We start from the raw sequence: 21237 nt of genomic DNA on the forward strand, positions 1-21237 counted from the left end.
CGCGGCTCAAGCGGCGGCGTTCAGGATCAGGTCCCGATAGCCGCCGACGATCACGCTGTAGGAGAAATACGCGAACAGCATCGCGGAGACGACGTGGCAGGCCCGCATCAGCCCCGCGCCGGCGCGCCTGCGGCCGTGGCTCGCGAGCGTGCACAGGAACAGCGTCCAGGCGAGGCCGCCGAGAAAGAAGCCCGACAGGAACACCGACGCGGTGAGCGGCGTGGTCGCGCCGCTCTTCGCGATCAGCGCGCCGCCGACCGCCGCGAACCACAGGATCGCGGACGGCGACGACATCGCGAGCAGCATGCCGCGCCCGAAGCTGCGCCAGGTGCCCGCCCGCGCGGCGGCGGCGGCTTCCGCATCGTCGCCGGCCGGCGCGGCGGCGGGGCGCAGCGCCTCGCGCGCCATCTTCCAGGTCAGGAACAGCAGGATTGCGCCGCCGCCGAGCCAGACCACCCAGCGCACCGTGTCGAACCGCAGCAGCACCGCCATCCCGGCGAGCGCGAGCGCCGCGTAGACCAGATCGCCGACGCAGGAGCCGAGGCCCAGCCAGAAGCCGGGCCGGAAGCCGTGCGACAGCGTGAGCGACAGCATCGCCACGTTCACGAGGCCGATATCGAGGCACAGCGAAAGCGACAGGAAGAATCCATCCGACAACATCGACGCGGGTAGCATGTTCATCTGCGGGTGTAGCGAGGGGCGGCGCGCTCGCCGCCGGATTTCAGGACAGACCGAGCTCGGTCCACAGCCGGTCGACGCGCGCCTTGACGGCGGCGTCCATCTCGATCGGCCGGCCCCATTCGCGCTGGGTCTCGCCCGGCCACTTGTTGGTGGCGTCGATGCCCATCTTCGAGCCGAGGCCGGCGACGGGCGAGGCGAAATCGAGGTAGTCGATCGGGGTGTTCTCGACCATCACGGTGTCGCGCACGGGGTCGACGCGCGTCGTGATCGCCCAGATCACTTCCTTCCAGTCGCGCACGTCGACGTCCTCGTCGACGACCACGATGAACTTCGTATACATGAACTGCCGCAGGAAGCTCCATACGCCGAGCATCACGCGCTTGGCGTGGCCCGCGTAGCTCTTCTTCATCTGCACGATCGCCATGCGATAGCTGCAGCCCTCGGGCGGCAGGTAGAAATCGGTGATCTCGGTGAACTGCTTCTGCAGCAGCGGCACGAACACCTCGTTCAGCGCGACGCCGAGCACGGCCGGCTCGTCGGGCGGCTTGCCGGTGTAGGTCGAGTGGTAGAGCGCGTCGCGGCGCATCGTGATGCGCTCGACGGTGAACACCGGGAACCACTCCTGCTCGTTGTAATAGCCGGTGTGGTCGCCATAGGGCCCTTCGAGCGCGTGCTCGTAGCGCGCGCTCGCGCCCGTCGGACGCGGCGGCGCGCCGGCCGGCGCGGCGTCGGGCTCGCCCTGTTGCGGATGGATGAAGCCTTCGAGCACGATCTCGGCGCGCGCGGGCACCTGCAGCGTCTCGACGCCCGGCGTCAGGCAGCGCGCAAGCTCGGTGCGGCCGCCGCGCAGCAGCCCCGCGAACTGATATTCGGACAGCGTGTCGGGCACCGGCGTGACCGCGCCGAGCATGGTCGCCGGATCGGCGCCGAGCACCACCGCGACCGGATACGGCTCGCCCGGGTGGCGCAGCGTGAACTCGCGAAAGTCGAGCGCGCCGCCGCGATGGGCGAGCCAGCGCATGATCAGCCGGTTGCGGCCGATCACCTGCTGGCGGTAGATGCCGAGATTCTGGCGCGGCTTGTTCGGGCCGCGCGTGACCGTGAGCCCCCAGGTGACGAGCGGCCCCGCGTCGCCGGGCCAGCAGGTCTGGATCGGCAGCTTCGCGAGGTCGACGTCGTTGCCTTCCCAGACGATCTCCTGGCACGCGGGCGACGATACCGTTTTCGGCGCCATGTCCCACACCGCCTTGGCGAGCGACAGCAGCTTGCCGGCGTCCTTCAGGCTCTTCGGCGGATCGGGCTCCTTGAGCGCCGACAGCAGCCGGCCGACGTCGCGCAGCGACGCGAGCGCGGCGTCGTCGCCGGCGTCGACGCCCATCCCGAGCGCGACCCGGCGCGGCGTGCCGAACAGGTTGCCGAGCACCGGAAAGCGATAGCCGGTCGGCGCATTGAACAGCAGCGCGGGGCCGCCTGCGCGCAGCACCCGGTCGCAGAGTTCAGTCATTTCAAGCACGGGCGACACGGGCTGGGTCACGCGGCGCAACTCGCCCAGGCTTTCGAGGCCGTCGACGAAATCGCGCAAGTCTTTGTATTTCATGAAGAATATCCGGGCCGCAAGCGCGTTGCGGCGGGGTTGGGCGCGGCCGGCGGCAGCGCGCGTGAAACAGAGGGCCCGATTTTACCCAAGCGCGCGCCGAGCCGATCGAAACCTCAAAAATCGGCGAGCGGCGGCTGAGCCAGGCGGCAAGCGGGTCTCCGTTCTGAAGGGTAACAAATCATTACTTTTTGTTATGACTTTGAAATTTTATAGTGTTGACGATCTATAAAACCCTGCTAGAATCCGCTCACATTGGTTGCAGGACCCTTGTGGAAAGTCACCAATCTCCGGTCCTTCAGACGCTTCGCGTCACCGTCTGCCGATACCTGCACGGCACCCGACGGCCTTGTTTGTTGTCCTAGCCAGCGCCCAGTCGACGCTGGTTTTTTGCGTGGGAGCCACCGCGCGTCCGCCCGCCTGGAAGGCGCCGGCCTGTTTTCCGCCGTGGCCCCCGAACGGTACTTATACCGTTTCTCCGATACCGTTTCGCCCAGCCATGGCGCGCGGTGTCTTGATTCCGCGGCAGTGCTTCCTGCCTCGCTTCGAGCTGAGCGAGCCGCACGAGTCATGTTCATGGGAGATCTGAATGAACGCTTGGTTATCGTGGCGTCCCAACGAGCGGCACGCGCAGGTTCTGCGCGCTGCGCTGCGCCGGGGGACGCGTGTCAGTCACCATTTATTCAGCGTGGTCGGCGGCATCGCCGTCGTGATCGCGCTGGCGTTGTGGCTCCTGCCCAACGTGCGCGGCACTCTCGCGGCCCGGCTGATGCCGATCGTGTCGGCCGCCGTGCAGGCCGGCCCGGCCCGCCTGCTGTCCGGCCACCCGTTGCCCGCCTTCGGTCCCGCGAATGCGAATCCCGACCAGCAGGACGACGTGTCCGGCGTCGAAGCGTCGCGCACGACCTACGACGGCGCGGTCAGCGGCCCGGCGTTCGGCGATGACGCCGCGCGCGGCACCTCGCCCGTCTCGCTCGCCAAACTGATCCCGACCCAGCGGGTCGCCGCCGATGCGCGCGACGACCGCGTGCTGACCTCCAATCGCGAGCAGGCGCTCGTCGCCACCTACCTGGCGCGCCGCTACCGCGTCGCGCAGGAGCCGGTCGGCCAGCTCGTGAAGGCCGCGTTTCAGACCGGCCGCGATGTCGGCCTCGATCCGCTGCTGCTGCTCGCCGTGATGGCGATCGAATCGGGCTTCAATCCGTATGCGGAAAGCGGCGTCGGCGCGCAAGGGCTGATGCAGGTGATGTCGAAGGTCCACTCCGACAAGTTCGAGTATTTCGGCGGCACCACCGCGGCGCTCCAGCCGCTCGTCAATATCCAGGTCGGCGCGCTCGTGCTGAAGGATTGCATCGCGCGCGGCGGTACGCTCGCGGGCGGCCTGCGCCTCTACGTGGGCTCGTCCTCGCCGGACGACGGCGGCTACGGCGCGAAGGTGGTTGCCGAGCGCGACCGCCTGCGCGATGTCGCGCGCGGCCGCAAGGTGTCGATCTACGCGTCGCAGTCGCCGCAGACGACGGCGGTGGTCACCACGGCGGCGGTGTCGACGGGGGGCCAGAAGCGGATCCAGGCCACGCTCGACGGCGCTCATCCGATGGCGATCAAGGCGATGGCGCCGAAGACCTCGCAGCAGGATGACGCGAGCGTCGACACGGCCAAGCGCGACAGCGGTTCGTCGGAACTCGGCACCTGAGCGGGCCCCGGGACCGGAGCCGCATCATGAAAAAAGCGCCCTCGGGCGCTTTTTTTCGTTCCGGGGACGGGCGCGATCAGCGTCCGAACTGCGCGCCGATCCGTTCGACCGCCTCCTCGAGCCGCGCGTACGCGGTCGCATACGAGAGCCGCAGGTAGCGGCGCGGGGCGGCCACGCCGAAGTCCATGCCGGGCACGAGCACGACGCCCGCGTCGTGCAGCAGCGCGCGGGTCAGCGCGGCGCTGTCGCCCGCCGCCGGATGGGCGACGCCGTTGCAATCCGCGTAAACATAGAAGGCCCCGTCCGGCATCACCGGCACGCCGAACCCGAGCCGTTCGAGTGCGGGCACGATGAAGTCGCGCCGGCGCTTGAATTCGAGCCGGCGCGCGTCGTAGATGTCGAGCGTGCGCGGCTCGAAGCAGGCGAGCGCCGCGTGCTGCGCGAGCGCGGACGGGCAGATGAACAGGTTCTGCGCGAGCTTCTCGAAGGTGTCGGTCAGCGACGGCGGCACGACCAGCCAGCCGAGCCGCCAGCCCGTCATGCTGAAGTACTTCGAGAAGCTGTTGACGGTGATCACGTCGTCGCCGAACGACAGCGCCGATACGGGCGCGTCGTCGTAGCTGAGGCCCTGGTAGATCTCGTCGACGATCGAGAAGCCGCCGCGCGCGCGCACGGCCTCGACGATCCGTTTCAGTTCGTCGGGCGCGAGCGAGGTGCCGGTCGGATTCGACGGCGACGCGAGCAGCACGCCGCGGGTGCGCGCGCCCCAGTGGCGCCGCACGTCGTCCGCGCTCAGCTGGAAGCGGGTCTCGGGGCCGCTCGGCACGAGCACCGCGCGTCCTTCGGCCGTCGCGACGAAATGGCGGTTGCACGGGTAGGACGGATCGGGCATCAGCACTTCGTCGTCGCGGCCGACGAGCGCGAGGCAGGCGAGCAGCAGCGCCGCCGACGCGCCGGCCGTCACGATGATCCGTTCCGGCGCAATCGCGAGGCCGTAGGCGCGCGCGTAGTGCGCGGCGATCGCTTCGCGCAGCGGCGCGATGCCGAGCGCGCTCGTATATTGCGTGACGCCTTGCCGAAGCGCGGCGGCGGCCGCCTCGATCACGGGCTCCGGCGCGGTGAAATCGGGCTCGCCGATGCTCATGTGGATCAGGTCGCGGCCCGCGCGTTCGAGCTGCGCGGCCTCCTTGACGATTTCCATCACATAGAACGGTTCGATCGCGTCGACGCGCGAGGCGAGCCGGTGCAGCGGATCGGCAGCAGTATTCATGGCGGGTGCGGGCGGAAGACGGGGCGATGCGTCGGAACGCGAAAAAAAAGCGGGCGCCGAGGCGCCCGCTGGAGACTCACGCGCCGCGGCGAGCCTGGATTTCGGCCGGACGCAGCGTGACGGACAGCTTGTCGAGCACGCCGTTCACGTACTTGTAGCCGTCCGAGCCGCCGAACGTCTTCGCGAGTTCGACGGCTTCGTTGATGATGACGCGGTACGGCGTCTCGATCTGATGCTTCAGTTCGAAGGTGGCGATCAGCAGCACCGCCCGTTCGACCGGCGAGAGCTGCTCGATCGGCCGGTCGAGGCTCGGCGTGAGCGCTTCGGCCAGTTCCGCGTGGTCGCGGATCACGCCGTGCAGGATCGTGTCGAGCAGCGTCTTGTCGGCTTTGTCGTACCCCTGCGCACCGCGCAGCTGCGCATCGATTTCGCCCGAGGACGCGTTCGACAGCAACCACTGGTAAAGGCCTTGCGTCGCCAGTTCGCGCGACTGTCGGCGGGCGCTCTTCTTCATGCGCGTTCCTCTTCGTCTTCCTCGTCTTCGTCCTCTTCGTCGTCGCTGAGCTGGTCGAGCGTCATCGTGAGGTTAGCCATTTCGACCGCCACGCGCGCCGCGTCACGACCCTTCTCGGTCATGCGAGCAATTGCCTGCTCGTCGGTGTCGGTGGTCAGCACCGCGTTCGCGATCGGCGTGTTGAAGTCGAGCGCGAGGCGGGTGATGCCCGCGCCGCTTTCGTTCGACACCAGCTCGAAGTGATAGGTCTCGCCGCGGATCACCGCGCCGAGCGCGATCAGCGCGTCGAACTGGTTGCTTTCCGCGAGCTTTTGCAGCGCGAGGGGAATCTCGAGCGCGCCCGGCACCGTGACCAGCAGCACGTCCTCGCCGGACACGCCGAGGCGTTCCAGCTCCTCGACGCAGGCATCCGCCAAGCCGTTGCAGACGGGTTCGTTGAAGCGCGACTGCACGATGCCGATGCGCAGGCCGTCGCCTTCGAGGTTCGGTTGATATTGTCCGATTTCCATGTGTGTTCCGTACGTAGTTTGAATGAGCGGTTAGGGGGCCGCGCGGGTGCGCGGTCCCGAGCGAAATGGATCAGGCGGCGGGGCAGACCGCCGCCGCGCTGCCCGGCATCGGTACGAAGCCCGTCACCTCGAGGCCGTAGCCCGACATGCTGCCGAGCTTGCGTGGGTTCGACAACACCTGCATCTTGCCGACGCCGACATCGCGCAGGATCTGCGCGCCGATGCCGAAAGTCTTGAAATCGACCGGCCGGCGCTTCAGCGCGGCCGCGCGTTCCTCTTCATCGAACGCCTTGAAGACGTCGATCAGATGTTCCTTGGTATCGCCGCAGTTCAGCAGCACGATCACGCCCAGCTCGCGCGCGGCCAGCTCGCGCATCGCCGCGTCGAGCGTCCAGGAGTGGGTCGACACGCCGGTTTCGAGCAGATCGAGCACCGACAGCGGCTCGTGCACGCGCACCGGCGTTTCCTGGTCCGGCGTCGGCGCGCCGCGCACCAGCGCGATATGCGGCGAACCGCTCGGCTGGTCGCGGTACAGCACCGCGCGGAACGCGCCGTGCGCGGTCTGCATGGTGCGTTCCGCGACGCGCTCGATGATCGATTCGGTGCGGCTGCGATAGTGGATCAGGTCGGCGATCGTGCCGACCTTGAGGCCATGCTCGCGGGCGAACTCCATCAGGTCCGGCAGGCGCGCCATCGTGCCGTCGTCCTTGATGACCTCGCAGATCACCGCGGCCGGCGTGAGGCCCGCGAGCGCGGTGAGATCGCAGCCGGCCTCGGTGTGGCCCGCGCGCACCAGGACGCCGCCCGGCTGCGCCATGATCGGGAACACGTGGCCCGGCTGCACGATGTGATCGACGCGCGCGTCGTGCGCGACGGCCGTGGCGATCGTGTGGGCGCGGTCGGCGGCCGAGATGCCGGTGGTCACGCCCTCGGCGGCCTCGATGCTGACCGTGAATGCGGTGCCGTACTGGGTGCCGTTGCGGTAGGTCATGAGCGGCAGGTTCAGCAGCTTGCAGCGTTCCTGCGTGAGCGTCAGGCAGATCAGGCCCCGGCCGTAGCGCGCCATGAAATTGATCGCTTCCGGCGTCACGAATTCGGCGGCGAGCACGAGGTCGCCCTCGTTTTCGCGGTCTTCTTCGTCGACCAGGATCACCATCCGGCCGGCTTTCAGCTCGGCGATGATGTCGGGCGTGGAGGCGAGCGTCATAAAGGTTCAGGGCAAGGGAAAGCGCGTATTTTACGCCACCCCGGGACGGTTTTAGGCGCAGGCGCGCCGGACGGCGCGAAATGCGCGGCCGGTCGCGCGCGACGGCGCGCGCCGAGGTCCGCGCGGCCGCGTCGGCGGCCCCGTGGCCCGGGCGTTTCCGGTTGCAGCCGGGCCGTGCGGCGCGTTTCGCGCATGAAACGATTTGCGGCGAAATCGCACGGCGCGACCGCACGAATCGCGTATCGGCGGGGCGTGGCACGCTCCATGCGGCACCTTGGGATGCCGCGCGCGGCATGGCCGGGGTCCGCCCCCGATAGCCGCGCGTCGGCGCGCCCGCTCGCCGGCGGCGGCGAGGCGCCCGGCCGGGCGCCCGCGCCGGCGGCGACGGGCCGTCGTCGTCAAGGCCTGTTCTCGCACGGGGGAAATCATGTTCATGAAACGCATAGCCGGATGGCCGGCGCAGGCGGCGGGGCTGCTCGTCCTGCTCGGCGCGTTCGCGGGCGCGCACGCGCAATCGACGCCGCGCCTCGTCACGCAGCCGATCGACGAGCGCGCGACCGTCGCGCTGCCGGGCAACGTCCGGCCGGAAGCGAACGCCGCGAACGATCGCGGCCGGGTCGACGACACGCTGGTGCTCGACCATCTGCAATTGCTGCTGAAGCGTCCCGCGCAGACCGAGGCCGCGCTCGTGCAGCGGATCGCGCAGCAGCACGATCCGAAATCGCCGCTTTATCACCAGTGGCTGACGGCCGCGCAGCTCGGTTCTGAATACGGCCCCGCGCCGCAGGACGTCGCGGCCGTGACCGACTGGCTCACGCGCCACGGCTTCACGGTCAACCACGTCCAGCCGAACGGCATGGTGATCGACTTCTCGGGCACCGCCGAGCAGGTGCGCGGCGCGTTCGGCGCCGAGCTGCACCAGTTCGAGGCCGGCGGGCGCATGCACTTGTCGAATCTCGCGGATCCGCGCATCCCGGCCGCCCTCGCGCGGGTCGTGAGCGGGGTCGTGTCGCTGCACGATTTCATGCCGCACGTGAATTTCCGTGCGCGGCCGTCCTACACCTTCGCGAGCGGCGGCACGACGTATCAGGCGGTGGTGCCGGCCGATCTCGCGACCATCTACAACCTCAATCCGTTGTTCTCGGCCGGCATCGCCGGGCAGGGGCAGACGATCGTCGTGATCGAGGACACCGACGTCTACCGCGCGACGGACTGGAGCACTTTCCGCTCGACCTTCGGCCTCGCGGGCTACACGACGGGTTCCTTCACGCAGGCGCACCCCGCGCCCGCGAGCGGCGCGAACAACTGCACGGATCCGGGCGTGGTCGCGGGCAACGAGACCGAGGCGGAACTCGACGCGGAATGGTCGAGCGCCGCCGCGCCCGGCGCGGCGATCGTGCTCGCGTCGTGCAAGGACACGCGCACCACCTTCGGCGGCCTGATCGCGCTGCAGAACCTGCTGAACGGCAGCAGCCCGCCCGCGATCGTCAGCATCAGCTACGGCGAATGCGAGGCGGAGAACGGCGCGACCGCCAATGCCGCGTACTACGCGGCCTACCAGCAGGCGGCCGCGCTCGGCACCTCGGTGTTCGTGTCGGCCGGCGACGAGGGCGCGGCGAGCTGCGACGCCAACGCGTCGAGGGCGACCCACGGCATCGGCGTGAGCGGCTTCGCATCGACGCCGTACAACGTGGCGGTCGGCGGCACCGATTTCGGCGACACCTACGCCGGCACCAACTCGACCTACTGGGGCGCGACGAACGGCTCGACCTACGGCTCGGCGCTGTCCTACATCAACGAGATTCCGTGGAACGATTCGTGTGCGAGCACGCTGATCGCGAAGAAGCTCGGCTATGCGGCGACCTATGGGTTCTCGGGCTTCTGCAACAGCCTGACCGGCCAGCGCAGCTTCGAGACCACCGCGAGCGGCAGCGGCGGGCCGAGCGGCTGCGCGACCGGCGCGCCGTCGCGCGCGGGCGTGGTCGGCGGCAGTTGCAAGGGCTATGCGAAGCCGTCATGGCAGGCGCTCGTCGGCAATCCGGCCGACGGCGTGCGCGATCTGCCCGACGTGTCGCTGTTTGCCGCCAACGGCGTGTGGGGGCACTACTACGTGTTCTGCGATTCCGATACGGCCGACGGCGGCGCGGCGTGCACCGGCGCGCCGAGCGGCTGGGCGGGCGCGGGCGGGACCTCGTTCGCCGCGCCGATCTGGGCCGGCTTCCAGGCGCTCGTCAACCAGAAGACCGGCGCGAAGCAGGGCAATCCGAACCCGACGCTCTACGCGCTCGCGGCGACGGAATACGGCGCGTCCGGCAGCAGTGCGTGCAATTCGAGCAACGGCAAGGGCGTGGGCAGCAGCTGCGTGTTCTACAACGTCACGCAGGGCGACATGGACGTGGACTGCTCGGGATCGAGCAACTGCTATCTGCCGGGCGGCTTCGTCGGCGTGCTGTCGACGGTCAGCAGCAGCTACCAGAAGGCGTACGGCACGGCGGTCGGCTGGAATTTCGCGACGGGGATCGGCACGGTCAACGTGACGAATCTCGTGAACGGCTGGTGAAGGTGGCCCGGCGGCGGCGGGAGCGGACCGCGGCGGGCCTCCGGCGCGGCCCGGCCGGCCGCCCGAAAGCGCCCGGCCTGGCGACGACGCTTACTTCGCGTCGTCTTCCTTCAGTTGCGGCAGCGCGGACGATTCGCCCGGCGTCAGGAGGCCGACCTGCGCGTAGATGCGCAGCTTGTCGCGCGTATCGGTGATGTCGAGGTTGCGCATCGTGAGCTGGCCGATCCGGTCGCGCGGCGAGAAGGTCGACGCGACCTTCTCCATCGACAGGCGTTCCGGCTGGTACGTGAGGTTCGGCGACTTCGTGCTCAGGATCGAGTAGTCGTTGCCGCGGCGCAGCTCGATCTTCACTTCGCCCGTGATCGCGCGCGCGACCCAGCGCTGCGCGGTCTCGCGCAGCATGATCGCCTGCGGGTCGAACCAGCGGCCCTGGTACAGCAGGCGGCCGAGGCGGCGGCCGTTCTCGCGGTACTGCTCGATCGTGTCCTCGTTGTGGATCCCGGTGACGAGCCGCTCGTACGCGATGTACAGCAGCGCGAGCCCCGGCGCTTCATAGATGCCGCGGCTCTTCGCCTCGATGATCCGGTTCTCGATCTGGTCGCTCATGCCGAGGCCGTGGCGGCCGCCGATGCGGTTCGCTTCCAGCATCAGCTCCACCGCGTCCGTGTATTCGACGCCGTTCAGCGCGACCGGGCGGCCTTCCTCGAAGCGCACCGTGATTTCCTCGGCCGCGATCTTGACGTCGTCGCGCCAGAACGCGACGCCCATGATCGGATTGACGATCCGGATGCCGCTTTCGAGGCTCTCGAGATCCTTCGCCTCGTGCGTCGCGCCGAGCAGGTTCGAATCGGTCGAGTAGGCCTTCTCCGCCGACATCTTGTACGCGAAGCCCGCCTGGTTCATGAATTCGGACATTTCCGCGCGGCCGCCCAGCTCGTCGATGAAGGTCTGGTCGAGCCACGGCTTGTAGATCTTCAGGTCCGGGTTCACGAGCAGGCCGTAGCGGTAGAAGCGCTCGATGTCGTTGCCCTTGTAGGTGCTGCCGTCGCCCCAGATGTTGACGCCGTCTTCCTTCATCGCCGCGACGAGCATCGTGCCCGTCACCGCGCGGCCGATCGGCGTCGTGTTGAAGTAGGTGACGCCCGCCGTCGAGATGTGGAACGCGCCGCACTGCAGCGCCGCGAGGCCCTCGGCCACCAGCTGCGCGCGGCAGTCGATCAGGCGCGCGCCTTCCGCGCCGTATTCGGTCGCGCGGCGCGGGATCTCCTCGTAGTCGTCCTCGTCGGGCTGGCCGAGGTTGGCCGTATAGGCATATGGCAGTGCGCCCTTGAGTTTCATCCAGTGCAGCGCCGCGCTGGTGTCGAGGCCGCCGGAGAAGGCGATGCCGACCTTCTGGCCGGTCGGTAAGCTTTCAAGAATCGTCGTCATGAGGAAAACCGTTCAATCAAGGTCTGGAAGAAATCTCGCGCAATCTGCAAGTATCGTCCGTGCCCGATATTGAGGCAAGCCCGAAGGCAGGGCGTCCGCGGTGGCGCCGGATCGCGGCGCGCGCGCTCAAATGGTGCCGGATCTTTGCCGTCGCGCGGCGCGCGGCGGCCAGCAGCGGCCGGGGAAGGGCCGTTTCACGCGCCCGCCGGGATGGCCGGCCGACGCGTGCGATGGCGGAGCAGCCTCGTATTCTAGCGAATTGTCGGCGCGGGCCGGGTCGAGGCGGACGCGAGCGGCCGGCGACCCGGGGGCTGGCGGGGCCGACGCACCGGCCGGCGAGGGCGCGACCGCGCGGTGCGACGCCGCATTCATCGAGCACGGCCGGTCTCGGGTTGCTTCGTCGCATCGTCGTTGCGCTTCGCGGTCGCGCGCGTTCATCCATACGCGCGATCGGCGTGCGCGCGGAGCAGGTCCACCATCAGCTGCGCATTCGGCGACAGGAACAGGTCCGAACGCGTGACGAGGCCTTCGGCGAGATCGGGCAGCGGCGCGTCGAGATCGAGCCGCACGATGTCGGGATCGTGCAGGTGCGAGGCGACCTCCTCATTGGTGACGGCGACCGCGGGCAGGCACTTGAGGATCGCCCAGCTCGCGATCGGATTCTGGCTCTCGATGTTCTGCGGGGCTTCGATCACCTGCGCGGCGCCCACTTCGGGCGGCTGCGCGTTGATGCGCATGCCGGCGCTCACCCAGCGAAAGCGCGACAGGTCGTCGAGCGTGCAACGGCGGCCGGCGAGCGGATGGCCGCGCTGCACGAGCGCGACGGCGGGCCGGCGGAACCACGGATCGAAACGGAACGGCAGCGGGATCGACTCCGCGAACGCGGTGCACACGCCGAAATCGAGCGTGCCGTCGCGCAGGCCGGGCAGCACCGTCGCGAGCGCGCCGTCGACGATGCGCAGCGGCGCGCGCGGCCGTTGCGCGAGGAAGGCCGGCAGCGCGAGCGGCAGCAGGTTGGCGGACGCCATCTGCGACATCCCGAGCGCGACGCGCCCGTGCTGGTCGAGCGACACATCGCCGTCGAGCAGCTTCATCTGCTCGACGACCAGCGTCGCGCGCGGCAACAGCGAGCGGCCGGCCGCCGTCAGCGTCGCGCCGCCGACGCCGCGCGAGAACAGCGTCGCACCGAGTTCTTCCTCCAGAAGACGCAAGGTCTTGGTGACGGCGGCCTGCGAGACGCCGAGGTTCCGCGCAGCCGCGCGGATGCTGCCCAGCCGCGCGACGCTGACGAAGGCGAGTACTTGCGGATACTTCATGGTGACAACCCGCGGTTGAATACGTGAACGAAACGACGTCTTTTGACATCCGCGCATGCATGTCATGCTCGGCGTGCCTTTCCAAGGGGACTAGAAGGGCGGTTCGTTTGGAAAACACCATCACGCGGTGGGATGTCGACCGGACTCACGGGCGACGACTGCCGACGATCAAGCGAGAGTGTCACATGGAAAAAAAGCAAATGCGATCCAGTGCGTTCGCACCGTGGAGTCTGGCCGCCAGTGTCGTTGCCTTGACCCTGGCGGGATGCGGCGGAGATGAAATCGACAGCGGCGGCGTGCGGCCGGGCCCGGTGCCGGTCGCGAACGCGGCCTACGGCGACGGCGGCGTGCCCGCGTTCTACACGTGGACGAGCCCGGTGCCCGGCGGCAAGCCGGGCCTCGTGCTGAGGCAGGAATCGCTGCCCGCGAACCTCGCGCTCGCCAATTCGGATCCGGCGCGCAACCTGCGCCTGCTGTACACGTCGACGGAAGGCGTCGACGGCAAGACGCCGATCACGGTGTCGGGCGCGGTCTACGTGCCGCAGGGCACGCCGCCCGCCGGCGGCTGGCCGATCGTCGCGTGGACCCACGGCACGGTCGGCATCGCGGACGCCTGCGCGCAATCGTTCCGGCCGCGCTCCACGCGCGACCAGACCTATCTCGGCGCGATGCTCGCGCAGGGCTACGCGGTGGTCGCGACGGATTACGAAGGGCTCGGCACGCCGGGACCGCATCCGTATCTCGTGCATCGCGCGGAAGCCTACGGCGCGCTCGACGCCGTGCGCGCGGCGCTCACCGCGCTGCCGGGCGTGCTGAACAACAAGGTGGTCGCGGTCGGCCAGTCGCAAGGCTCGGGCGCGACGATCGCCACGCTCCAGTACGCGCCGACCTATGCGCCGGACGTGCGGGTGGTCGGCGGCGTCGCGACGGGCGTCTACTTTCCGCTCGTGACGAGCGGCAGCGCGCCCGCGAATCCGATCGGCGTCGGCGCGGCCAGCAATTCGGTCTACCTGTTGCTCGCGATGCGCGGCACCGGCGCGCTCGTCACGCCCGGGTTCGATTTCCGTCCGTATATCTCGGATCGCGCGATGCCGGTGTACGACGCGACGCTCACGTCGTGCATCGACGGGCTCGATACGCTGCAGGAGGCGAACGGCGTCGACCAGACCAACTACGCGAAGGCGCCGCCGCCGGCCGACGAGGTCGGCGCGATTCTCAAGGCGACCTCGACGCCCGCCGCGGGATTCGCGTTGAAGGCGCCGCTGTTCACGGGCTCGGGGCTCGCGGATACGACCACGCCGCCGACCGATGCGTATGCGTTCGTGTCGCAGGCCTGCGCGCTCGGCGCGACGGTCGAGTGGCACGACTACCCGGGGCAGACGCATGACAGCACCGTCAACGCATCGCTCGCGGATTCGCTGCCGTTCATCCGCAAGGTGATGGGCGGCCAGCCGGTGGCCGGCAATTGCGGCGCGCTGAAACCGCCGGGCGCCGCGTAGTCGCGGCGGCGGGCCGATCTTCGCGGGCGCGGCGTCGTGATTCCGAAGGACGCCGCGCGTGGCGGGTCAGCGCGCGGCGTCCGGCTGCCTGCTGCTCCACATGAGCCGGTATGCGGCCTCGACCTCGCGCGCGAAGCGCGCGCCGTCCATCAGCGGCGAACGCGCGAGGCGCGGGCGCAGCGCGCCGCGCAGCGCGGCGAGCACGGGCAGGTCGCCGGCGAGCGCGACGGCGGCGTCGACGAACGCCTCATCGTGTTCGGCGGCGAGCATGGTGAGGCCGAGGTTCGCGAGCTGGCACAGCCCGCCGCGCCCGACCGCGGTGCGCCCCACCCGCGTGACGACCGGCACGCCCATCCACAAGGCGTCGAGCGTCGTCGTGTGGCCGTTGTAGGGGAAGGTGTCGAGCGCGACGTCGATGTCGAGATAGGACGCGAGATAGTCGGCGCGCGGCCGGTACGGCACGCACGTGACCCGCTCCGGCGCGATGCCGTGCGCGCGCAGCCGCTCCATCAGCCGGATGCGCCCCGCGCCGTGCGGCGCCATCACGACGAGCCGCGCATCGGGCAGGCGCGCGAAGATGCCGGCCCACAGGCGCAGCGTGCGGTCGGTCAGCTTGCAGGGATTGTTCAGGCAGCCGAACGTCGCGTGACCCGCCGCGAGCGCCGGCAACGGGCCGACGGCGGGCGTGTCGGCGAGCGGGTCGTAGCACCAGAACGTGTCGGCGAGGCGGATCGAGCGCTCGCGATAGAACGCCTCGTTGCCGGGCGGATCGAGATGCGGATCGGTCAGCCGGAAATCCATCGACGCGAGGCCGGTCGTGCCGGGGTAGGCGAGCCAGGTCGCCTGCACCGGCGCGGGCCGTCGCGCGTACAGGCCGGGCCGGCCGCCGTCCATGTGCATCGTCAGGTCGACGAGGAGATCGATCCCGTCCTCGCGGATGCGGTGCGCGAGCGCCGCGTCGTCGAGCCCCTGCACGTCGCGCCAGCGGTCCGCGTAGCCGGCGAGCCGTTCGGTCATCGCGTCCGGCCGCGCGACGCTCGCATAGCAGACGATCTCGAAGGCGTCGCGGTCGTGATTCGACAGCAGCGGCGCGAGGAACAACGCCTGGCAATGCTCGCGAAAATCCGCGCCGACGTAGCCGATCCGCAGCCGCGCGTCCGGCGCGTGCGTGCGGCAGGGGGCGGCATGCGCCGCGCCGGACGGCTCGTGCCGCGCGGACCAGCGCAGCGCTTCCTCGAGCACCGGTTCCGGCTGTTCCGACTGGAAGCTCAGCGCATAGACCAGATTGCTGTGCGCGACCGCATTGTCGGGATCGCACGCGAGCGCGCGCCGGTAGCTGTCGATCGCCTCGTCGAGCACGCCGTTGTCCTTCAGCACGTTGCCGAGATTGTTGTGGCTCGGCGAATGCGTCGGCGCGCCGGCGAGCGCGGCGCGCAGGTGCGCGATCGCCTCGTCGTGCAGGCCCAGCCGTCGCAGCAGGTTCGCGGCGTTGTTGTGCGCGGCGACGCAGCCCGGCCGCGCGTGCAGCGCGGCGTCGAACGCCCGGGCGGCCGCGTCGGCGTCGCCGAGCGCCTCGCAGGCGTTGCCGAGGTTGTTCAGCGCATCCGCGTGGTCGGGCTGCAGCGTGGCCGCGCGCAGATACTGCTCGGCCGCGTCCGCGTGGCGGCCGAGCCCCTGCAGCGCATTGCCGAGGTTGTAGGCCGCGTCGGCGTCGAACGGCGCGCATGCCGTCGCGCGCGCGAGGTGCGTGGCCGCTTCCTCGAAGGCGCGCCGTTCGCACAGCGCGACGCCGAGATTGATCAACCCGGCGCTCGCGTCCGGTGCGGCGCGCACCGCGTCGCGCAGCAGCGCGAGCGCGTCGTCGTGCCGGCCCTGCGCGTCGAGCAGCGTGCCCAGGTGCGTGAGCGCGAGCGCATGGGTCGGCTGCGCGGCGAGCGCTGTGCGGTAGGCCCGCTCGGCCGCGTCGAGCGCGCCGCATTGGCGGTGGCTGTTGCCGAGATTGTTGGCGGCGTCGGCGTTGGACGGATCGCGCGCGAGCGCGTCGTCATACGCGCCGATCGCGCCCGCGTGGTCGCCGAGCGCTTGCAGCGCGTTGCCGAGCGCGGCGTGCGTGTCGGCGTCGTCGGGCGCGAACGCGAGCGCCGCGCGCAGCGCTGCGGCAGCTTGCGCATGCTGGCCGAGCGCGCGCAGGACATGGCCGCGCGTCACGTGATGGCGCGCGTCGCGCGGCGCGAGCGCGACTGCCCGGTCCAATTGCGCGAGCGCGCGGATGCTGTTGCCGCTTTGCAATTCGAGAATGCCGAGCCGCAGCCGCAGATCGTCGTTGCGCGGGTCGTCGACGAGCGCCGCTTCGTAGATCGTGCGGGCCGCGGGCAGGTTGCCGGCGAGGTGGAGCGCCTTCGCCTGGGCGAGCGTCGAGTCGGGAGTCATGGCTGGGTGGAAACCGGCAAGGGAGAGCGGGCCGCACGTCGTGCGTCGAGCAGGCGCGCGAACGCCTGCGCGATGCGATCGACGTGCGGGTTCTTGTGCGCGAGCGGCCCGTCGGCCGCTTCGCGATGGACGAGCATCGTCGCGTTCGCCTCGAAGACGACGACCTGGCCCTCGGCCGTCAGCGCGAAGTCGATGCCGCCGTAGTCGAGATCGAGCTGTCTGCCGATCGCGGCGAGCGAGCACAGCGCGGCCGCGCCGAGCGCCGCGAGCGGATCGTCGAGGAAGCGCCGTTCCTCGTCGAGCTTCCAGGGCGCGGACGTCATGTCGGCCGAGAAATAGTGAACGAGCCAGTGCGAGGAAATCGCCAGGTGATACGGATACGGCACGCGATCAACGAAGATCATCCGGTACTTGCGGAACTCGCCGTCGGCGCTGCGCGTGTCGCGGTAGGCCGTGACATAGGCGGCGCCGTCGAGCCGCGCGAGCGCCGTCGCGAAGGTGGTGGGTTCGGTGTGCAGCGTCAGGCCCTCGCCGCCGTGCGCGCCGGTCGGCCGCAGCAGCAGCGGAAACGCGATGCCGGCTTGCGCGAGGCGTTCCAGCAGCAGGTCCAGCGGGGCATGGGGGGCGTCGATGCGCACGCAGGGCGGCACCCGCACGTCCGGCAGCGAGCCGAGCCGTTCGGCGGTGCGGTCGCGATGCGTGCGCGCGATCGCGTCGGGCGGATTCAGGATCGGCGCGCGGCTGCGGCCGGCGAAGCGCGCGAGGCGCGCGGCCAGCGGCGCGGCGATGTCGGGCTCGCCGATCGCGTTGAACACGAGATCGTGAGGCGGCAGGCGGGCATCCTCGGCGTCGGCCGCGTAGTCGAGCGCGTACTTGATGCGGGTCGTCGTGCGGAACGGCAGCAGCGTGTCGAGCGAAACATTGCCCGCCCCGCTGCCGACGCCGACGATCAGCACGCGGCAGGCTTCCTGATCGAGCGCGGGCTCGACGAACACGCGTTGCAGGCGGTAGGCGCGCGCGCGATGCCGGCGGGCCTCGATTCGACGACCGAGCGTGTCGTACAGCGCCGCGAGATTCTGGTGCGCGCTCGCGAGATCCGGATCGATGGCCAGCGTATGCCGATACCAGTACACCGCGTCGTCGACGCGTCCCTTCATCGAGTAGAGGGTCGCGAGGTTGTACAGAGCGAGCGCGCGCTGCGTATCCGGTGCGCCGTTCAGCATGCCGAACGCGACGACCGTGAGCTGGTGCGCGGCGAAGCCGATGGCATCGCCCGCGGCGTGCAGCGCATCGCGCATCTGAGCATGCAGGACGACATCGAGAGGCGCCGCGTCGAGCGCGCGCGCCAGCTTCCTGCACAGCGCCGGCGCGTCGGGCTCGACGCCCGCCGGATCGAGCGGCAGCTGCGCGAGGCCAATGGGGGCGGCGGCGTTCACGCGTGGGCGACGCTGAATTCGGTCAATGCGTCGCACAGCGTATCGACCGCGTCGGGCGTGACGGCGTTGTAGAGCGACGCGCGCAGGCCGCCCAGCGAACGGTGACCGTCGAGCCCGACGATCCCGCGTTCCGCGGCCGCGTCGGCGAATGCCCGGTCGAGCCGCGCGTCGCCGAACGCGAACGCGGCGTTCATGCGCGAGCGCCACGGACGCTCCGCATGCACGGCGATCGCATCGCTCAGCGCATCGAGCGTGAAGTAGAGCCGCCGCGCTTTCATGTCGTTGAGCCGCTGCATCGCGGCGAGTCCGCCGATCTCGTCGCGCAGCCAACGCGTGACCAGCGTCAGCACGTAGATCGCGAACACGGGCGGCGTGTTGTAGTTCGAGCCGTGCTCGACGTGCGTGCGGAAATCGAGGATGCCGGGCAGGGTGTCGGGAATCCGCTCGAGCAACGCGCGATCGATCAGCGCGACCGTGACGCCGGCCGGACCGAGATTCTTTTGCGCGTGCGCGTAGATCATCGCGTAGCGGCTCGCGTCGAGCGGCCGCGACAGGAAGTCGGACGACATGTCGACGATGAGCGGCGCGTCGTGCGGCGCGTCGGCGGGCGGCTCGAACTGCAGGCCCTCGACGGTTTCGTTCGACACGTAGTGCAGGTACGCGGCATCGGGGGCGACCGCGAGCTGATCGAGCGCGGGCAAGCGGCGAAAGCCGCAGTCCTGGCCGCTCCACGCGATGCGCGCGGGGCCGACGCGCGCGGCTTCGGCGCTCGCGCGGCTGCTCCAGTAGCCGGAATTCACGTACACGGGCGGCGCATGGCGGCGGCTCGCGAAGTTCATCGGGATCGTCGCGAACAACAGGCTGCTGCCGCCTTGCAGGAACGTGATCGCGTAGCGCTCGGGCAGCCCGAGCAACGCGCGCAGGTTGCGTTCCGCCTCGTCGAGGATCGCGCGGAACCAGTCGGATCGATGGCTCATGCCCAGCACCGACATGCCGGTTTCCGGCAGCGCGATGATGGCGTCGCGCGTCTGGCGCAGCACGGAGTCGGGCAATGCGCCGGGGCCGCCGGAGAAATTCAGGGTATTGGACATCGTCGGGAGCAGGTCGATAGCGTTGAACCGGGCGACGGGCGGCGCGCATGCGGCGAGCAGTCCGTCAGTGCGTGTAGGTTAGCGGCGCGGTATGCGGAATGAGGCGGGGAAGAGAGGGCGAATGTGCCGTCAATTCAAATAAAATTCCTTAATAATCAGATGGTTACTGAATATTTCGGTCAGCTTGATGCAAGCTGTTCGTGAGGTGCGGGGAGGGAGAACGGTGGCGCAGCGGTCGAAGGCCGCGCCGGTGTGGTCAGGATTGCGAAAGGTTTTGGGCGGGGGAGCCGGACGCTCGGGCGCGCGATGTCAGGCGGCCTCGGCGGCGTCCAGCAGCGCCGAGGCCGCGGGGATGAGCTTGCCGATCCGCCAGGCATCTCCGGCGGCTTCGGCCGTGGCAAGGAAGCCGGTCGTCCACAGCCCCGCGTAGAAGTACATCGCGCGGCGGGCGTCGCCCGTCAGCGCGCAACTGTCGATCAGCGCGTCGCCATAGGCGCGGCCCGTGTCGCCGACGTCGGCGGCCAGGTAGGCGAGCGTCGAGCCGACCTGCAACAGCGGATCGCCGTAGCACACGAAATCGATGTCGATGAAGCCGCTCAGCGCACCGTTGTCGACGATCACGTTCTTGGTCGTCAGGTCGTCGAGAAAGCACACCGGCTGGCAGGCCTCGAAATAGGGTTCGAGTGTGGCGCGCACCGTGCGCAGTCGCGCGCGCAGGCGGCCGAGCGGTGTCGGGGCGTCGTTGACGGAGGCCGTGGCCGGCGCGCCGAACAGATCGGTCCAGTGCGCGAGCGCGGCGTCCTGGCCGACCGGCGCCCAGCCGAAGCCGTGGCTGCGCGGCAGGCCGGCGACGCGACGCTGGCAATCGGCCACATGCCCGGCGACGCGGATCATCTGGTCTGCGCGCATCGAGGGCAGTGCGAATCTCAGGTCGAAGCCGTCGAGCCAGTTCAGGATCACGAAGGATCCGCCCGACGTGAGCGGGCCGACCGCGAGCACGTGCTGGACCGGCACGCCGAGCGCGCGCAGCGCGCCGAGATTGTGTGCGGTGTAGGCGAACGTGCTGCGCTGGGGGCTGATGCGCAGGACCACCTTCCGCCCGTCGGGCAGGTCGGCGCGGTAGATCGTGTTGCCGCTTTGCGTGAGGAGTTGCGGCACGAGCGCGAGCGGCTCGACCTGCAAGGCGCGCCGGATCAGGGCCGCGGCGGCTTCGGGGCCGTGCGGAGGCGCGGCGTCGCACGACGCCGGCAGTGCTTGAATGGACATGACCCGATTTCCCCGTTTGCTTTAGGTATGCAAAACGCCGGCCGCCGGGTGGGCGCGCGCTGGCAATACGCGCGCCGCCGACGCGCTGCAGCGAATGGCTCAGACTATAAGACGCGTTGTTTCGCGTGGCCTTTCGATCTGGATTACATGTGTTACGCGCGATGACATGTCGCCCGTCGGCAGGGCCGCGTTCATTAGGCGGCGTGACGGGGTGTTACGTGCGATGACAGTGCGTGTGCGTGTGCGCGGCGGGGGCGGGAAGATCCGTCCCCGATGCGCGCATGTGACGGCTAGTTCGGATACAGGGTGTCGCGCGGGAAGAACATGCGCGGCTCGAAAGGCGGCAAGACGACGGTCGCGCCCGCGGCCGTCAGGCGTACGTCGCAGGTCTGGTCGAGCAGCTGGCCCCGCCGGTAGATGAATGCGCCCGGGCCGCCGTTGCAGGGCGAGGCGTGTTCCAGGAGGTGAAGTTCGCGACCGTTCGACAGGGGGCGCGTGATGGCGAAGCCGTCGGCTTGCGCCGCCGTGAAGCCGAAGAGGGCGGCGACGCCGACGATGAAGTGTGCGATCCGCATGATGACGATTCCCAAGGTCGGCCGGATGACGCGCACCGGTCGGCCGCCGACGAGCCGGAACCGGTGTGGGTGCAGCGAAGTGCGTGATGTCGACAGGATACGCCCGCTGTGGCGGCGCGTGAGCCGGGGGGAATGCGGGGGCATCTTGCGTGGCGCTCGCGGCGGCGG

General features: G+C 69.8%; 16 protein-coding genes. 3 read left to right on the top strand and 13 right to left on the bottom strand.

The annotated features are described in order from the left end of the window. Positions 1-6: 6 nt before the first annotated feature. A complete protein-coding gene (locus AC1RQF_RS23770; RefSeq protein ID WP_274001693.1) occupies positions 7-681 on the bottom strand; it encodes a LysE family translocator in 675 nt (224 codons plus the stop codon). A 40-nt stretch (positions 682-721) separates the two neighbouring features. After that, complete coding sequence (gene ubiD / locus AC1RQF_RS23775) at positions 722-2278, bottom strand: 4-hydroxy-3-polyprenylbenzoate decarboxylase (protein WP_274001694.1); 1557 nt, start codon at positions 2276-2278, stop codon at positions 722-724. A 586-nt stretch (positions 2279-2864) separates the two neighbouring features. Here ubiD and AC1RQF_RS23780 point away from each other — a divergent pair. Further along, positions 2865-3968, top strand: a complete 1104-nt coding sequence (locus AC1RQF_RS23780) for a lytic transglycosylase domain-containing protein (RefSeq protein ID WP_274001695.1) — start codon at positions 2865-2867, stop codon at positions 3966-3968. A 76-nt stretch (positions 3969-4044) separates the two neighbouring features. Here AC1RQF_RS23780 and AC1RQF_RS23785 read toward each other — a convergent pair whose 3' ends face one another. From AC1RQF_RS23785 to ribBA, 4 genes are all read right to left on the bottom strand, one after another. Beyond that, complete coding sequence (locus tag AC1RQF_RS23785; protein WP_274001696.1) at positions 4045-5238, bottom strand: pyridoxal phosphate-dependent aminotransferase; 1194 nt, start codon at positions 5236-5238, stop codon at positions 4045-4047. Between the two features lie 76 nt (positions 5239-5314). Beyond that, the gene (nusB, locus tag AC1RQF_RS23790; protein ID WP_274001697.1) at positions 5315-5752 is read right to left on the bottom strand and encodes a transcription antitermination factor NusB; all 438 of its coding nucleotides are present in this window, start codon (positions 5750-5752) and stop codon (positions 5315-5317) included. After that, positions 5749-6261, bottom strand: coding sequence for a 6,7-dimethyl-8-ribityllumazine synthase (ribH, locus tag AC1RQF_RS23795; RefSeq protein WP_252985352.1), 513 nt, complete (start codon positions 6259-6261; stop codon positions 5749-5751). The genes nusB and ribH overlap by 4 nt, the downstream gene beginning before the upstream one ends. A gap of 70 nt (positions 6262-6331) precedes the next feature. After that, positions 6332-7468 carry a bifunctional 3,4-dihydroxy-2-butanone-4-phosphate synthase/GTP cyclohydrolase II gene (gene ribBA / locus AC1RQF_RS23800; RefSeq protein ID WP_274001699.1) on the bottom strand — a complete coding sequence of 379 codons (1137 nt, stop codon included), beginning with the start codon at positions 7466-7468 and terminating at the stop codon, positions 6332-6334. Between the two features lie 433 nt (positions 7469-7901). On the opposite strand from ribBA, the gene AC1RQF_RS23805 reads away from it, so the two are divergent. Then, positions 7902-10028, top strand: a complete 2127-nt coding sequence (locus tag AC1RQF_RS23805; protein WP_492873099.1) for a S53 family peptidase — start codon at positions 7902-7904, stop codon at positions 10026-10028. A 90-nt stretch (positions 10029-10118) separates the two neighbouring features. Here the strand turns inward: AC1RQF_RS23805 and argG are convergent, their stop codons facing one another. Together argG and AC1RQF_RS23815 are read right to left on the bottom strand one after the other, a co-directional pair. Further along, positions 10119-11456 (bottom strand): argininosuccinate synthase, encoded by a 1338-nt coding sequence (gene argG, locus AC1RQF_RS23810; protein WP_274001701.1) that lies wholly within the window; start codon positions 11454-11456, stop codon positions 10119-10121. Between the two features lie 434 nt (positions 11457-11890). Further along, positions 11891-12772, bottom strand: coding sequence for a LysR family transcriptional regulator (locus AC1RQF_RS23815; protein ID WP_492873100.1), 882 nt, complete (start codon positions 12770-12772; stop codon positions 11891-11893). A gap of 185 nt (positions 12773-12957) precedes the next feature. Here AC1RQF_RS23815 and AC1RQF_RS23820 point away from each other — a divergent pair, with 185 nt between their 5' ends. Further along, positions 12958-14271, top strand: coding sequence for an alpha/beta hydrolase family protein (locus AC1RQF_RS23820; protein ID WP_492873101.1), 1314 nt, complete (start codon positions 12958-12960; stop codon positions 14269-14271). 66 nt (positions 14272-14337) lie between these two features. On the opposite strand, the gene AC1RQF_RS23825 is transcribed toward AC1RQF_RS23820, so the two are convergent. The 5 genes from AC1RQF_RS23825 to AC1RQF_RS23845 form a co-directional block, all read right to left on the bottom strand. Next, entirely contained in the window at positions 14338-16701 is a 2364-nt protein-coding gene (locus AC1RQF_RS23825; RefSeq protein WP_492873102.1) for a tetratricopeptide repeat protein, read from the bottom strand. Beyond that, on the bottom strand, positions 16698-18137 hold the full coding sequence (locus AC1RQF_RS23830) for an ATP-grasp domain-containing protein (RefSeq protein WP_492873103.1): 1440 nt from the start codon (positions 18135-18137) through the stop codon (positions 16698-16700). The genes AC1RQF_RS23825 and AC1RQF_RS23830 overlap by 4 nt, the downstream gene beginning before the upstream one ends. After that, the gene (serC, locus tag AC1RQF_RS23835; protein ID WP_274001710.1) at positions 18134-19228 is read right to left on the bottom strand and encodes a 3-phosphoserine/phosphohydroxythreonine transaminase; all 1095 of its coding nucleotides are present in this window, start codon (positions 19226-19228) and stop codon (positions 18134-18136) included. The genes AC1RQF_RS23830 and serC overlap by 4 nt, the downstream gene beginning before the upstream one ends. A gap of 309 nt (positions 19229-19537) precedes the next feature. Next, positions 19538-20494 carry a phosphotransferase family protein gene (locus AC1RQF_RS23840; protein WP_274001712.1) on the bottom strand — a complete coding sequence of 319 codons (957 nt, stop codon included), beginning with the start codon at positions 20492-20494 and terminating at the stop codon, positions 19538-19540. A gap of 290 nt (positions 20495-20784) precedes the next feature. Then, complete coding sequence (locus AC1RQF_RS23845) at positions 20785-21213, bottom strand: hypothetical protein (protein WP_492873104.1); 429 nt, start codon at positions 21211-21213, stop codon at positions 20785-20787. Positions 21214-21237: the final 24 nt, after the last annotated feature.

The sequence above is a fragment of the Burkholderia sp. GW821-FHT14F03 genome, from assembly GCF_058803765.1.